12 protein-coding genes are annotated in these 15,506 nt (G+C 61.0%); 10 read left to right on the top strand and 2 right to left on the bottom strand.

The window, feature by feature from the left end:
• The first annotated feature begins 7 nt into the window (after positions 1-7).
• On the top strand, positions 8-640 hold the full coding sequence (locus tag PKE98_RS26085; RefSeq protein ID WP_271198397.1) for a response regulator transcription factor: 633 nt from the start codon (positions 8-10) through the stop codon (positions 638-640).
• A gap of 72 nt (positions 641-712) precedes the next feature.
• On the opposite strand, the gene PKE98_RS26080 is transcribed toward PKE98_RS26085, so the two are convergent.
• Both PKE98_RS26080 and exaA read right to left on the bottom strand, forming a co-directional pair.
• Entirely contained in the window at positions 713-1,351 is a 639-nt protein-coding gene (locus tag PKE98_RS26080) for a pentapeptide repeat-containing protein (protein WP_271198396.1), read from the bottom strand.
• A gap of 108 nt (positions 1,352-1,459) precedes the next feature.
• Positions 1,460-3,235 carry a quinoprotein ethanol dehydrogenase gene (gene exaA, locus PKE98_RS26075; protein WP_271198411.1) on the bottom strand — a complete coding sequence of 592 codons (1,776 nt, stop codon included), beginning with the start codon at positions 3,233-3,235 and terminating at the stop codon, positions 1,460-1,462.
• 399 nt (positions 3,236-3,634) lie between these two features.
• On the opposite strand from exaA, the gene pedF reads away from it, so the two are divergent.
• The 9 genes from pedF to aldA all read left to right on the top strand — a co-directional run bounded on the left by pedF (position 3,635) and on the right by aldA (position 15,276).
• Entirely contained in the window at positions 3,635-4,072 is a 438-nt protein-coding gene (pedF, locus tag PKE98_RS26070) for a cytochrome c-550 PedF (protein WP_271198395.1), read from the top strand.
• A gap of 5 nt (positions 4,073-4,077) precedes the next feature.
• On the top strand, positions 4,078-4,968 hold the full coding sequence (locus PKE98_RS26065) for a substrate-binding periplasmic protein (protein WP_271198394.1): 891 nt from the start codon (positions 4,078-4,080) through the stop codon (positions 4,966-4,968).
• 90 nt (positions 4,969-5,058) lie between these two features.
• Entirely contained in the window at positions 5,059-5,805 is a 747-nt protein-coding gene (locus PKE98_RS26060; RefSeq protein WP_271198392.1) for a quinoprotein dehydrogenase-associated SoxYZ-like carrier, read from the top strand.
• A 107-nt stretch (positions 5,806-5,912) separates the two neighbouring features.
• Entirely contained in the window at positions 5,913-6,221 is a 309-nt protein-coding gene (locus PKE98_RS26055) for an EthD family reductase (RefSeq protein WP_271198391.1), read from the top strand.
• An 18-nt stretch (positions 6,222-6,239) separates the two neighbouring features.
• Positions 6,240-7,163, top strand: coding sequence for a quinoprotein relay system zinc metallohydrolase 1 (locus PKE98_RS26050; protein ID WP_271198390.1), 924 nt, complete (start codon positions 6,240-6,242; stop codon positions 7,161-7,163).
• 243 nt (positions 7,164-7,406) lie between these two features.
• The gene (locus PKE98_RS26045; protein ID WP_271198389.1) at positions 7,407-9,173 is read left to right on the top strand and encodes a methanol/ethanol family PQQ-dependent dehydrogenase; all 1,767 of its coding nucleotides are present in this window, start codon (positions 7,407-7,409) and stop codon (positions 9,171-9,173) included.
• A gap of 477 nt (positions 9,174-9,650) precedes the next feature.
• Entirely contained in the window at positions 9,651-11,171 is a 1,521-nt protein-coding gene (gene exaC / locus PKE98_RS26040) for an acetaldehyde dehydrogenase ExaC (protein ID WP_271198388.1), read from the top strand.
• A gap of 462 nt (positions 11,172-11,633) precedes the next feature.
• Complete coding sequence (locus PKE98_RS26035; protein WP_373877921.1) at positions 11,634-13,787, top strand: PQQ-dependent dehydrogenase, methanol/ethanol family; 2,154 nt, start codon at positions 11,634-11,636, stop codon at positions 13,785-13,787.
• Between the two features lie 52 nt (positions 13,788-13,839).
• On the top strand, positions 13,840-15,276 hold the full coding sequence (aldA, locus tag PKE98_RS26030; protein WP_271198387.1) for an aldehyde dehydrogenase: 1,437 nt from the start codon (positions 13,840-13,842) through the stop codon (positions 15,274-15,276).
• Positions 15,277-15,506: the final 230 nt, after the last annotated feature.

Raw genomic sequence — 15,506 nt, 5'->3', positions numbered from 1 at the left:
GTAACCCATGAAAATCCTGCTGGTCGACGACCACGCTGTAGTCCGCCAGGGCTACGCGAATCTGCTGCAAGGCCTGCTGCCGGAGGTGCAAGTAAGCGAAGCCGCCAGCGGCGAAGAAGCGTTGCAGCTGGTGCCAGGCCTTATCCCCACGCTGGTGATTATGGATATCAGCCTGCCCGGCATCAGCGGCCTGGAAACCACCCGCCGTTTGCGCCAGCGTCTGCCGCAATTGCGTGTGCTGTTCTTCAGCATGCACGACGAGTTGCCGCTCGTGCGCCAGGCTCTGGCTGCCGGTGCAGCGGGCTATATCACCAAAAGCTCGGCGCCGGAGATTCTGGTGGAAGCGGTGCGGCGCATCATGGCGGGGCACGCCTATATCGAGCAGCCGCTGGCCACGCAGCTGGCGTGCAATCCGGGTCAGCAAGACCCACGGCTGGGCAGCATGTCGCAACGGGAATTTGAGATCTTCGTGATGCTCGCCAAAGGCACCCCGGCACGGCAGATTGCCGAGCAGTTGTGTATTAGCGGCAAGACGGTTTCCAACTACCTGACGGTGTTGAAGAACAAATTGCAGGTGAGTTCACAGGCCGAGTTTGTGCATTTGGCGATTGATACGGGGATATTGCGGTCGCGGGCGTAGGGCGAGTATCCGCACCGCCGCCTGTACCGTGAATCGGCGGATATCGCCAAGGCGATATTCGCCCTACGTCGGTTAATCCCACCCCGCGGGGCAATCGGTGCACCCGACCATATTGGTACCTTGGAACGTCGCGTAATGGCGACGCGCACCGGTCAACACGGCGTTCTCCAGATTGGCATCGCTGATTTTGGTCTCCTGCATATTGGCGTCTTTCAGGGTGGCGCCTTTCAAATCGCTGCGGTTCAGCCAGCTCATTTCCAGGTCTGCCGCTGTCAGGTTGGCGTTGTGCAGCTTGGCCCCGTTCAAGCGCGCAAATTCCAGGTAGGCCGCCGTCAGGTCCGCCCCTTGAAACTGCGCACCCTGGCCAAACAAACCCCAGCCTTGAACGGCCAGCAGTGTGGCGTTGGACAGATCGGCACCGCGAAGATTGGCCTGTTGCAAACTGGCCCGCGTGAGGTTGGCGCCTTGCAGTTGGGCTTTTTCCAGGTTGGCCAGATCAAGGTTGGTGTGGCGCAGGCTGACGCCTTTGAGAATGGCGCCGGCCAGGTTCATCTTGCTCATGTCCTGGTTGCTCAGGTCGGCGTTTTGCAGATCGGCACCGGGGCATTGGCTGTGGCGTTCGATACGGCAACCGTTGACGACCAGCACGCCGTCGTCATTGGCGTAGGCGAGGGTGCCAAGGCAAAGCAGTACAACGGGAAGTAGTTTCATGGCGAGGTTCTCAAGGCAGGTGAAGATCCCGTAGGAGCGACCTTGGTCGCGAAGCCTTTGACGCTCACGAGCTTGGCGACCAAGGTCGCTCCTACGGGGCGGATGTGGTTAGCGCTTGGCAGTGCTGTTATCCCAGCTCGGCAACTTGAACACCCAGAACGAACCGCCCTGTGCCACTGGCTTGGTCAGCTCAGCCATATCGCCGCCCCACAGCGGCACCGCGCCACCGTAGCCGACAGTCACGCCCAGGTACTGCTCGCCGTCCTGTTCCCAGGTGATGGGCGGGGAAACGATGCCGCTGCCGGTCTGGAACTTCCACAGCTCCTTGCCGGTTTTGGCGTCAAAGGCTTTGAAGAAGCCATCACCGGTGCCGGTAAACACCAGGTTGCCTTTAGTGGCCAATACGCCGGCCCACAGCGGCAGGTGTTCGTTGTGTTCCCACACCACTTTGCCGGTGGTGGGGTCCATGGCGCGCAGGCTGCCGACATGGTCGTCGTACATACGCTTGATGCGAAAACCCATGCCCAGGTAGGCCGAGCCTTTTTTGTAGCTGACCTCTTCGGTCCAGTAGTCCTCTTTCCAGTTATTGGCCGGAATGTAGAACAGGCCGGTGTCCTGGCTGTAGGCCATCGGGTTCCAGTTTTTGCCGCCCAAAAACGGTGGCGACACTTCAACCGGCTTGCCGTGTTTTTCACCCGGTTCTGGCAGCGGCGGACGCTGGCCGGGGTTTTCCACCGGGCGTCCGGTGTTCAGGTCGATATGGCTGGCCCAGGTGATGTTATCCACAAATGGAAAAGCGTTTTGCAGCTTGCCGTTGGTGCGGTCCACCACATAGAAGAAACCGTTGCGGTCGGCGTGGCCGGTGGCTTTGACGGTTTTGCCATCTTTGTTTTTGTAGTCGAACAGCACCAGTTCGTTGTTGCCGGAAAAATCCCAGGCATCGTTCGGGGTGTGTTGGTAGAACCACTTCACTTCACCGGTACTGGGGTCTACACCCACCTGGCCGGACGTATAGAGGCTGTCGTAGTCGTGCGGGTTGCCGTCTTTGGCGGTGCGCGCCCAGGTGTTCCAGGGGCCTGGGTTGCCGGCGCCGACGATGATGGTGTTGGTCTCGGCATCAAAGCTTGCGCTCTGCCACGGCGCACCGCCGCCATGGCTCCAGGCATCCACTTTACCGGTCGGGGTGCTGGGGTCATCCGGCCAGCTGGGCGCTTTTACATCGCCGGTCACGGTGCTGTCTTTGCCATTGAGGCGGCCCATATGGCCTTCCACGAAGGGGCGCATCCACACCTCGTCGCCGGTATCCGGGTCGCGGGCAAACAGCTGGCCAACCACGCCGAACTCATCGCCGGAGCTGCCGTGAATCAGTAAGGTCTTGCCGGTCTTCTGGTCTTTGATCAGCGTCGGCGCGCCGGTCATGGTGTAGCCGGCGGTGTGGTCGCCGAACTTCTTGTTCCACACCACTTTGCCGGTGTTCTTGTTTAGCGCCACCAGGCGGCCGTCGAGGGTGCCGAAGAAAATCTTGTCGCCGAAAATCGCGGCGCCGCGGTTCACCACGTCACAGCACGGGCGAATGTCATCGGGCAGGCGGTGGTTGTAGGTCCACAGGCGCTTGCCGGTTTTCGCATCGAGGGCGAACAGCCGCGAGTAGGAGGCGGTGACGTAAATCACGCCGTCGCTAACGATGGCCTGGGACTCCTGGCCGCGCTGCTTTTCATCGCCAAAGGAATACGACCAGGCTGGCGTCAGCTTGAACACGTTCTTGTCATTGACCAGTGCCAGCGGGCTCCAGCGTTGGGCATTGGTGCCCAGGCCGTACTGCAGCACATCGTTGGTGGTTGTGTGGTCGTTGGCGATGTCATCCCAGGTCACGTCTTTGGCCATGGCGCCGGCCGCAGCGGCCAGGCCACCGGCCAGCAGCAGGCTTTGGCACAGGCGGTTGAGGGTGAAGAGGGGGCGGCGCCCGGAGAGTGTGGACGTTCTTATTGTCATGGTGAGTTTCCCGTTGTGGTCGGTGGGCCAGAAGGCGACCTGGCGAGGCAAATGGTGGAACCGCGCGGCGTTGCACCGATACGGAAAAACTCCCGCCCACGCCGGGAAGAGTTCCCAGTGCGGGCCTCAATTGGGCCTGCTACCAAAACCATCGTCCCTCCCTCCAGGGGCTCTACTACGAAGGGAGTAGGCCAAGAGCGCGAAAGCAGCATACGGCGCACGTAGGGCGGTTCTTACCATGGCCCCACGGCGCTTATTGCCTTGCCCAGCATCTCGAAGAGGATGGTTTCAATGAATAACAACAATGCCCTGCGTAGCCTGATTTTGCTTGCTGGTATCGGCCTCAGCGGCCTGGCCCTGGCCCATGGCGATGTCACTCCTCAAGCGGTAAATACCGAAGGCCTGGAACCCCTGGGCAAGGAGTGGAAAGACACCAACCCCTACCGCGCGCCCTATGAGAAAAACGCCCTGGCCGTGGAAATCGGCGCCTCGGCCTATAACCAGAACTGCGCCCGCTGCCATGGCCTGGAAGCCAAGTCCGGTGGTATTGCCCCGGACCTGCGCATGCTCGATGTCGGCGCCGAGGGTGATGAGTGGTTCAAGGAACGTGTGATCAACGGCGCGGTACGCGACGGCGCCGTGTACATGCCGAAAATGGCCGACTTCATCAGCCAGGAAGGCTTGTGGGCCATCCGTAGCTACCTGGACAGCGTGCACGTAGACGAGTGATCGCCATGCGCTGGCTACCGACAATCGTGTGTTGGGTCTTGTGCCTGTGTGTGCCACTGGCGGTCGATGCGCGGGTGCGCCCGTATGACGATATCGTTGCCTCTGGCGTGCTCAAGGTGGCGGTGTATGAACACTTCGCGCCCTATAGCTTTGAAGAAAACGGCAAGGCCCGTGGCGTGGATGTCGACCTCGCCCAGGCCCTGGCCGACAGCCTCGGCTTGAAGCTGGAGCTGCTGTGGATAGTGCCCGGCGAGAAGCTCGACGACGACCTGCGCAACTTTATCTGGAAGGGCCACTACCTGCGCCCCGGCGTGCTTGCCGACCTGATGCTGCGGGTGCCCTATGACAAGGACTACCGCAACCAGCGCAACGACGTCGGCGAGTTGGCCAATGAACAGGTGGTGATGTTTGGTCCTTACCAGCGCGAGCGCTGGCAAGTGGTACACGACACCCGCCGCTTGCCCAAGGTCGACAGCATTGGCGTGTTCCGCCTGCACCGCATAGGGGTAGAACTGGAGAGCGTGCCGTCGTTCTACCTGTCCACGGTGTTTGGCGGCCAGCTCAGCGCCAACACCGACCACTTTCCCACCACGGCTGCCGCATTCGCTGCCATGCAGGGGGAGAAGGTCGATGCCGTGATGGGGCTGCGTGGCGAGCTGGACTGGCTGCTTTTCAAGGCCAAGGACGCCGAGCTGAAAGAGTCCGACAACACCTACCCCAACCTCGGCCAACCCACCTGGGATATCGGCATGGCGGTACACGAAAGCAATCGCCAGCTTTCCAACGCCATCGATATGCAAGTCGAAGACATGATCAACGATGGCCGCATGGCCAAGTTGTTCGAGGCATACGGCGTGCATTACGAGTTGCCAGGGTTGTATCAGGACCTGGAGTAGGGCGAATACCGCCTCGGCTGTATCCGCCGTTACGTCCATCGAGGCGGCGGATATCCGCTGCGCGGATATTCGCCCTACAAGGAGATGTGTATGTGGTGGAACAGCGTGCTCCTCGCTTTGCTGCTGACATCGGCCGCCCACGCGTCCCCCGGCAAAGACCCCATGCCCTCGGTGATGTGGCAGTTCTACCAGCAGAAAATGCTTGGCGATAAGCCCTTTGTGTTCGACGACAAGGTGGTTCTGCAAGCACCGCCCTTCGCCGAAGATTCACGCCAAGTGCCGATCCAGGTCGACGCCCGCGCCTATGCCGGCCAGGTGGAAAAAATCATCGCCTGGGCCGAACTCAACCCTATCCCGCGCATCTTCAGCTTCGAGCCCGGTCCGCAGGTGCAGCCGCTATTGGCCATCCGTATTCGCGTCGAGCAGGCCACACCGATTCGCGCGGCGGTGCTGACCAAAGACGGTGTCTGGCATGTCGGTTCGGCCTGGGTGGAAGCGGCCGGCGGCGGATGCACGGCGCCCAGCGTGGTGCGCGCGCAGGAGGGTTGGGAAGAGCGCCTGGGGCAGATCCATGCCGCGCGGTTTATCCACGGCAACGACTCACGGTTGCGCTTACGGGTGGACCACCCAATGGATAACGGCATGGTCGGTGGGGTGCCGGAGTTTTATCTGGACCAGGCGCAGTTGCGCGATGAGCAAGGCCAGGTACTGGCGAACATCGAGCTGTTTCCCGCCGTGGCTGAAAACCCGGTGATCAGCCTGGAGGTGCAAGGCCATGATCAAGCGCGCTTATGGCTACGCGACAACAGCGGTAATGAATTTGAAGGCGAGTTTTAAACGCCCACCGCTGGTGTAGGGTGTGCTGTGCGCACCAGGCGAATCACGCGTAAATGCCATGGTGCGAATAGCACACCCTACGGCCCGTAACTTTCAGGAACCTGACCATGTTCAAACTCAGCGTCTTCTACCCCAACACCCCTGGTGCCAAATTCGATATGGACTACTACATCGGCACCCATATGCCCTTGGTGCAGAACCGCGTGGGCGCGGTGTGCACCGGCACCGGTGCCGACAGCGGCCTGGCCGGCGGCGCGCCGGGTGCGCCAGCGCCTTATATCGCCATCGGTCACGTGTACTTCGACAACGTCGAAGCCTTCCAGGCCGCCTTCGCACCCCACGCGGCCGAAATCGTGGCCGATATCGCCAACTTCACCAACGTCGAACCGACCATGCAATTCAGCGCGGTGCGTTAAACCGCCTAGGAGAACGAGATGCGCCTGTGGTGTTCACTGTTACTGCTGGCGCTGACCGTGCCTGTTGCTGCCGCGCAGGATTACCACCTGCAACCGCGGCAGATTGCGGCAGACACCTGGCTGCTGGAAGGCAGCCGGGATAATTTCGATAAAACCAACGGCGGCAATATCGTCAACACCGGCTTTATCGTTACCGATGCGGGCGTGGTGGTGATCGACACCGGCCCCTCCAGACACTATGGCCAGGCCATGCGCCAGGCCATCGCCAGCGTCACCTCCCAGCCAATCGTGCTGGTGCTGCTGACCCACCATCACCCCGACCATGTGTTGGGCAATCAGGCCTTTGCCGATGTGCCCATTGCCGCGCTCGACGGCACGCAGAAACTGCTGGCTGAGCAGGGCAACGCCATGGCGGAAAACATGTACCGCCTGGTTGGCGACTGGATGCGTGGCACCGAGGTGCTGCTGCCGACCGAGACCGTCGCGGCCGGGGAGCGGCAGGTGGGCAATCACCGCTTACGGCTGCTGGCGTTGAGTGGCCATACCGGCGCCGACCTGGCGATTCTCGATGAGCGCAGCGGCGTGCTGTTTGCCGGCGACCTGGTGTTTTACCAGCGTGCCCTGACCACGCCCAACAGTCCTGGACTGGAGGTATGGCTCAAGGACCTGGATACCCTGCAAGCACTGCCCTGGAAACTGATCGTGCCCGGGCATGGCCCGGTGGCGAGCGATGCCGCACCGTTCGCGCAGATGCGCGATTACCTCGGCTGGCTGGATGGGTTGCTGCGCGGCAGTGCGGCCAAGGGGCTGGACATGAACGAGGTCATTCGCGCGCCCATTGCTGCGCGGTTCGATGGCGTGAATCTGTCGCGCTATGAGTTGATTCGCAGCGTGAGTCACCTGTATCCGCGGTATGAGCAACAAGCACTCCCGCTCAGGTAATGACCGTAGGGTGTGCTATGCGCACCAAGCGGTTTCCGAGTAAACGCCGTGGTGCGCATAGCACACCCTACGGGCCGAGGTTTGTTATGCAAATTGCGCTCGGGCCGGGCACGGTACTGCTACCAACGAACTAAGAAATTGCGCACAGCGGGCAATTGTTGAACAGGCGCGGCAAACCAAGAATCTGCGCCACATCGGGAAATTTTCCCGAATGACAACAACAAGCCCGCAGAGGTAGACGCAATGAAGCTCACCGGTCTCACCCATTCCACCTTGTGCCTTGCAATCACCCTGGCCAGCCTGTCGGCGGTTGCCGGCGTGACGGACCAGGACATCAGCGACAGTGGCAAACGCAACGACCAGATCGTGGTTAACGGCCTCAACCAGGCCGGCCAGCGCTACAGCACCCTGGACACCCTGAACACCAGCAACGTCAAGGAGCTGCGGCCGGTATGGGCGTTGTCGTTTGGCGGTGAGAAACAACGCGGTCAGCAAGCCCAACCGATGATCAAAGACGGCGTGATGTACGTCACCGCTTCGTACTCGCGGGTGTTTGCCGCCGATGCCCGCACCGGTAAAAAACTCTGGCAATACGATGCCCGTCTGCCCGACGGCATCATGCCGTGCTGCGACGTAATCAACCGCGGCGTGGCCCTGTATGGCGACCTGGTTATTTTCGGCACCCTCGACGCCAAGCTCGTGGCCCTGAACAAAGACACCGGCAAAGTGGTGTGGAAGAAAACCGTGGCCGATTACAAGGCCGGTTACTCCATCTCTGCCGCACCACTGATTGCCAAAGGCAAGCTGATCACTGGCGTGGCCGGCGGTGAGTTCGGCGTGGTCGGCAAGATCGAAGCCTATGACCCCAGCAACGGCGAGCTGCTGTGGACCCGCCCCACCGTGGAAGGGAACATGGGCTACGTCTACAAAGACGGCAAAGCGGTGGAGAACGGTATCTCCGGCGGCGCCCCTGGCAAAACCTGGCCAGGCGACCTGTGGAAAACCGGCGGCGCAGCCCCTTGGCTAGGCGGCTTCTACGACCCGACCACCGACTCGCTGCTGTTCGGCACCGGCAACCCATCGCCGTGGAACTCGCACCTGCGCCCTGGCGACAACCTGTTCTCCTCCTCGCGCCTGGCGCTGAACCCGGAAGACGGCTCCATCAAGTGGCACTTCCAGACCACCCCGCACGACGGCTGGGACTTTGACGGCGTAAACGAACTGGTGTCGTTCGACTACCAGGACGGCGGCAAAACCATCAAGGCCGCCGCCACCGCCGACCGTAACGGCTTCTTCTACGTACTGGATCGCACCAACGGCAAATTCATCCGTGGTTTCCCGTTCGTGGACAAAATCACCTGGGCCAAGGGCCTGGATAAAGACGGCCGGCCGATCTACGACGACGCGCACCGCCCTGGCGAGCCCGGCGCCGAGAAGAAAGGCACGTCGGTATTCGTGGCACCGTCCTTCCTCGGTGGCAAGAACTGGATGCCCATGGCCTACAGCCAGGACACCGGCCTGTTCTACGTGCCGTCCAACGAGTGGGGCATGGACATGTGGAACGAAGGCGTGACCTACAAGAAAGGCGCCGCCTACCTGGGGGCCGGCTTCACCATCAAGCCATTGAACGAAGACTATATCGGCGTGCTGCGCGCCATCGATCCGAAAACCGGCAAGGAAGTGTGGCGCTATAAAAACTACGCGCCGCTATGGGGCGGTGTGTTGGCCACCAAAGGCAACCTGGTATTCACCGGCAACCCGGAAGGCTACCTGATGGCCTTCGACGCCAAGACCGGCGAGAAGCTCTACCAGTTCAACACCGGCTCCGGCGTGATTGCCTCGCCCGTCACCTGGGAAATGGACGGCGAGCAATACGTGACCGTGCTTTCCGGCTGGGGCGGTGCGGTGCCGCTGTGGGGTGGCGAGGTGGCCAAGCGCATCAAGGACCTGGACCAGGGCGGGATGATCTGGACCTTCAAGTTGCCAAAGGAGTTGGTGGCCAAGCACTGATTCTGAAGTGAACAAAAAAGCCCGGTTTATGCCGGGCTTTTTGATTGATGGGTTGCTGATGTGTGCGCAGGGATCTCAGATTCTGGATCCCAGCCTGCGCTGGGATGACGGAGGTTTTGCCCAATCCCCCGTCGTCCCAGCGCAGGCTGGGACCCAAAGTTTTGTAGGTTTACGCAAGTCGCCAGGCCTATTCCAGCCCCGTCTCATCTATTACCAGATGAGCTGCTTATCAAGAGGTCGCTGGACCTCCGCCCTCTCAAGGGTGCCGGTGAATTCAGCAAAAACCTCCGTCGTCCCAGCGCAGGCTGGGACCCAGAATTTTGAAGGGACATGCAACACCCGAGTCGCCCGCGCTCTACTACCAAATGAGTAGTCCGCCCCTGCCATCGGCGCATTCCGAGCGCTCTGGCGCCTGCCTAAGATCGACCCATGATCTGCTCTGAGCCCAGGGCAGGCACCGACAAGAGAGGCCATGCCATGATCTATGCACAACCAGGCACCGCTGGCGCCGTCGTTTCCTTCAAGCCGCGTTACGGCAACTACATCGGTGGCGAGTTTGTCGCGCCGGTCAAAGGCCAATATTTCACCAACACCTCGCCGGTCAACGGCCAGGTGATCGCCGAATTCCCACGCTCCAGCAGCGAGGATATCGATAAAGCCCTGGACGCCGCCCACGCGGCCGCCGATGCCTGGGGCAAGACCTCGGTGCAAGACCGCGCGCTGATTCTGTTGAAAATCGCCGACCGCATCGAAGCCAATCTGGAAGTGCTGGCTGTGACCGAAACCTGGGACAACGGCAAGGCGGTGCGCGAAACCCTGAACGCCGACGTGCCCTTGGCCGCCGACCATTTCCGCTACTTTGCTGGCTGCATCCGCGCCCAGGAAGGCAGCGCCGCAGAGATTAATGAACACACTGCGGCCTACCACTTCCACGAGCCGCTGGGTGTGGTTGGGCAGATCATTCCGTGGAACTTTCCGCTGCTGATGGCCGCCTGGAAGCTCGCGCCAGCACTGGCCGCTGGTAACTGCGTGGTACTCAAGCCCGCCGAGCAAACCCCGTTGTCGATCATGGTGTTTGCCGAAATCGTCGGTGACCTGCTGCCACCAGGTGTATTCAACATCGTGCAGGGCTTCGGCAAAGAAGCAGGTGAGGCGCTGGCCACTAGCAAGCGCATCGCCAAAATCGCCTTCACCGGCTCCACGCCGGTGGGCTCGCACATCATGAAATGTGCTGCCGAAAACATCATCCCCAGCACCGTGGAGCTGGGCGGCAAATCGCCGAACGTGTTCTTCGAAGACATCATGCAAGCCGAGCCAAGCTTTATCGAAAAAGCCGCGGAGGGCCTGGTGCTGGCGTTCTTCAACCAGGGCGAAGTGTGCACCTGCCCATCGCGGGCGCTGGTGCAGGAGTCGATCTACGACGCGTTCATGGTGCACGTGATGAAGAAGGTCGCGAGCATCAAGCGCGGCGACCCGCTGGACACTGAAACCATGGTCGGCGCCCAGGCCAGCGAGCAGCAGTTCGACAAGATCCTGTCGTACCTCGACATCGCCCAGGGCGAGGGCGCCGAGCTGCTCACCGGCGGCAAGGTCGAGCAACTGGAAGGCAGCCTGGGGGGCGGTTATTACATCCAGCCGACCCTGCTCAAGGGCCACAACAAAATGCGTGTATTCCAGGAAGAAATCTTTGGCCCGGTGGTCGGCATCACCACCTTCAAAGACGAAGCTGAAGCCTTGGCCATTGCCAACGACACCGAGTTCGGGCTGGGCGCAGGCCTCTGGACCCGCGACATCAACCGCGCGTACCGCATGGGCCGAGCGATCAAAGCCGGACGTGTGTGGACCAACTGCTACCACCTGTACCCAGCGCATGCGGCGTTTGGCGGTTACAAGAAATCTGGCGTGGGCCGTGAAACGCACAAGATGATGTTGGACCACTACCAGCAGACCAAAAACCTGTTGATCAGCTATGACATCAACCCGTTGGGGTTCTTCTAACCGCTTTTGATCTCGTAGGGTGTGCTCCGCGCACCAGCGATTACCGCGTAAACGCCGTGGTGCGCGGAGCACACCCTACAAAAGCATCGACTTACCTTTGCACTACGGTTGTCACGAAATAACCGCCTACTCCGAGGGCTGACATACCTGTAACGCAACGCGGCCCTGGCCGCGTTTTTTTATGCCTCAAGCAAACGCCGGCCCCGTAGGGTGTGCTTCGCGCACCAAGCGATTTGCGTGTAAACGCCTCGGTGCGCACAGCACACCTTACGCGACACCTGTCGCATCACCTGTCGTACTTATGCGACACCCGCCCATCTCCAGCGCAAACGCGCGCTTCGCTACAACCCCCGCCCTTACTGGCCTTGAGCCCTATAACGAGCCCCTGGCACAGCCGTTGCTCCAGTCCCTCCGGTCAGCAGCGCGAAGCTGCGGCTCCTAATAAGAACTGGAGATTCCACGATGAATCAGATTGGCCTGCAGCGGTGCCTTTTCGCCTCCCTGCTTTTGAGTGCGGCCATTAGCGGCCACGCCATGGCAACCCCCACTTCACCAGCGGCTGTAGACGGTGCGCGTATCAGCGCCGCCGACAACGAGCCGGGCAACTGGATGACCACTGGCCGTACCTACGACGAACAACGGTACAGCCCGCTAAAAAAAATCAACGACGGCAACGTCGACAAGCTTGGCCTGGCCTGGAGTTACAAGCTGGATATCGACCGTGGTGTCGAAGCCACGCCCATCATCGTCGACGGAGTGATGTACACCACCGGGCCGTTCTCCATCGTCTACGCCCTCGATGCGCGTGACGGCAAACTGCTGTGGAAATACGACCCGCAGTCCGACCGCTCGCGGGCCGGCGAAGCCTGCTGCGATGCGGTGAACCGTGGCGTAGCGGTGTGGAACGGCAAGGTGTATGTCGGCGTGCTCGACGGCCGCCTGGAAGCCATCGACGCCAAGACCGGGCAGAAGGTCTGGAGCGTCGATACCCGTACCGACCCGAGCCGCAGCATCACCATTACCGGTGCGCCGCGCATCGTCAAAGGCAAGGTCATCATCGGTAACGGCGGCGCCGAGTTCGGCGTGCGCGGTTACATCACTGCCTACGACGCCGAGACGGGCAAACAGGACTGGCGCTTCTTCACCGTGCCCGGTGACCCCAAGGAAATGCCCAAAGGCAAAGGCATGGAAATTGCCGCCAAAACCTGGTTCGGCGACAACTACGCCAAGCAGGGCGGTGGCGGTACGGTGTGGGACTCGATGTCCTACGACCCCGAATTGAACCTGCTGTATATCGGCGTGGGCAACGGCTCGTCGTGGAACCCGCGCATTCGCAGTGAAGGCCGTGGCGACAACCTGTTCCTGTCGTCCATCGTCGCCATCAACCCGGATAACGGCGAATACGTCTGGCACTACCAGACCACCCCTGGCGATGCCTGGGACTACACCGCCACCGCGCACATCATGCTGGTGGACATGGAAATCAACGGCAAGCAGCGCAAGGTGCTGATGCAGGCGCCGAAAAACGGCTTCTTCTACGTGATCGACCGCGCCACCGGCGAATTGCTCTCAGCGAAAAACTTTATTCCGATCAACTGGGCCACCGGCGTGGACATGAAAACCGGCCGGCCGATCCGCAACGAAAAAGTCTCGGACTACTGGAAAGACCCGGAGAAAAAAGCCCGTCTGATTCAGCCCGCTTTCTGGGGCGCGCATGACTGGCAGCCCATGTCGTACAACCCGGCCACGGGCCTGGTGTATATCCCGGCGCACATCATGTCGGCCATGTACCAGGACGTTGAAGGGGCACCGCCGCGCTCCAAGTTCAAGAGCATTTACCAGCTTGATGTGAACACCGGCATGATGCCCGAAGACCCCGAGGGCCTGCGCAAGATCGCCGACACCTGGACCGGCAAGCTTATCGCCTGGGACCCGGTCAAGCAGGAAGCCCGTTGGGAAGTGCCGTACAGCACCATCTTCAACGGTGGCACCCTGAGCACCGCCGGCAACCTGGTGTTTGAAGGCACCGCCAATGGCCGCGTAGTGGCCTATACCGCCGACAAGGGCACCAAGGTCTGGGAATCGCCCGCTAACACCGGCGTGATGGCCGCACCAGTGACCTATGAAGTGGACGGCGAGCAGTACGTAACCTTTATGGCTGGCTGGGGCGGCGCGTTCTCGACCTTTGCCGGCGCCTTGTCGCTGCAGGCCGGGGTTAAACCCAACGCCCAGGTGCTCACCTACAAACTCGGCGGTATCGCCAAGTTGCCAGCGCTCAAAGACCGCTTCGCTGACCGCAAACCCGAGCCGCCGAAACTGACCGGCACCACCGCGCAGATCGACCAGGGCCGTGAACTGTTCAACGGCAGCTGCTCGCAATGCCACGGCATCAACGCCATCAGCGGCGGCGTAGTGCCGGACCTGCGCACCCTGAGCAAGGAAAACCACGAGCGCTTCCTCGGCATCATCTACGGCGGGCGCATTCCCGACGGCATGCCGTCGTTCCAGGGCCACCTCGATCTGCAACAGGCCGAGGCCGTGCACCAGTACCTGATCAAGCGCGCCTACGATCTGCAAGACCAACTGGCCGCCGCCAAGAAAACCGCCAGCAAGTGATATTCAGCCGCCCGCTGCGGCGGGCGTTTTTGTCTGAACAGGAGAGACCGGTATGAGCAACATCCTGACCTACGAGAACTACATCGATAACGCCTTTATCGGCAGCGAAGAGCTGATCGAGGTGTACAACCCGGCCAACGCCGAGCTGCTGGCCCGTGTGCCGCAAGCCACCAACGTACAAGTGGAACGCGCCATTGCCGCCGCGCGCAAAGCGCAAAAAGGCTGGGCGGCAAAACCTGCTATCGAACGCGCCGGTTACCTGCGCAAAATCGCTCAGAAAGTGCGCGACAACGCCGAGCGCCTGGCGCGCATCATCACCCAGGAGCAAGGCAAGGTGCCGGGCCTGGCGATGGTGGAAGTGAACTTCACCGCCGACTACCTCGACTACATGGCCGAGTGGGCGCGCCGCCTGGAAGGCGAAGTGCTGACCAGCGACCGTCCGGGCGAGCACATCTTTCTGCAACGCAAGCCGCTGGGCGTGGTGGCCGGCATTTTGCCGTGGAACTTCCCGTTCTTTCTGATCGCCCGCAAGATGGCGCCGGCGCTGATTACCGGCAACACCATCGTGATCAAACCCAGCGAAGAGACGCCGATCAACTGCTTCGAATTCGCCCGCCTGGTGGCTGAAACCGACTTGCCAACGGGCGTGTTCAACGTCGTCAGCGGCACCGGCGCCGGTGCTGGCCATGCGCTGACCAGCCATGCCGGTATCGACCTCATCAGCTTCACCGGCAGCGTGCTGACCGGCTCGCGCATCATGGCCGCTGCTGCACCCAACATCACCAAACTCAACCTCGAACTGGGCGGCAAAGCGCCGGCCATTGTGCTGGGTGATGCCGATCTGGACCTGGCGGTTAACGCCATTACCGCCTCGCGGGTCATCAACACCGGGCAAGTGTGCAACTGCGCCGAGCGGGTGTATGTCGAGCGCAAGGTGGCGGATGAATTTATCGACAAGCTCGCCAGCGCCATGGCCGCGACCAAGTACGGTGATCCATCGGTGGATGCTGATCTGGATATGGGGCCGCTGGTAAACCAGATCGGCTTGGACAAAGTTGCGCAGATGGTGAAAACCGCAAGCGCGCAGGGCGCGCAGATCATCACTGGCGGCGCCGTGGCTGATCTGGGCAAGGGTTTCCACTACCAGCCAACCGTATTGGCCGGCTGCAACGCCGATATGGAAATCATGCGCAAGGAAATCTTCGGGCCGGTGTTGCCGGTGCAGATTGTCGATGACCTGGACGAGGCCATTGCGTTGGCCAACGACAGTGAATACGGGCTGACGTCGTCGTTGTATACGCGCAACTTGAGCGCGGCGATGAAGGCTGCGCGGGAGATTGATTTTGGTGAGACGTATATCAACCGGGAGAACTTCGAGGCCATGCAGGGGTTCCACGCCGGCACGCGTAAATCCGGGATTGGTGGGGCGGATGGCAAGCATGGGTTGTATGAGTTTACGCATACCCATGTGGTTTATATCCAGGAGTAAATCGCTGGGATTGGTTTAGGTAAGCAGTGCTTTTTGGCGGGCTCGTATACACGGTATGGGTCCGCTTTTTTTTGCTTTGGTTTTTGCGGTTTGATTCATTAGCGTGGGCGCTGGACGTTTTGTTTCGCGCCTTACGCGGGACTGTCAGATTTTTTGTGTGCGGGCCGGTAACGGCCTGCCGTTAGGCAGGCCATGCTTTTACCAGGTTGGCCTGATAAATCGATCTCCGT

Source organism: Pseudomonas turukhanskensis (assembly GCF_027922365.1).
Taxonomy (GTDB): Bacteria; Pseudomonadota; Gammaproteobacteria; order Pseudomonadales; family Pseudomonadaceae; genus Aquipseudomonas; species Aquipseudomonas turukhanskensis.
Note: the sequence above shows the minus strand (reverse complement) of the source record. Positions and strands in the feature narration are given on the sequence as shown.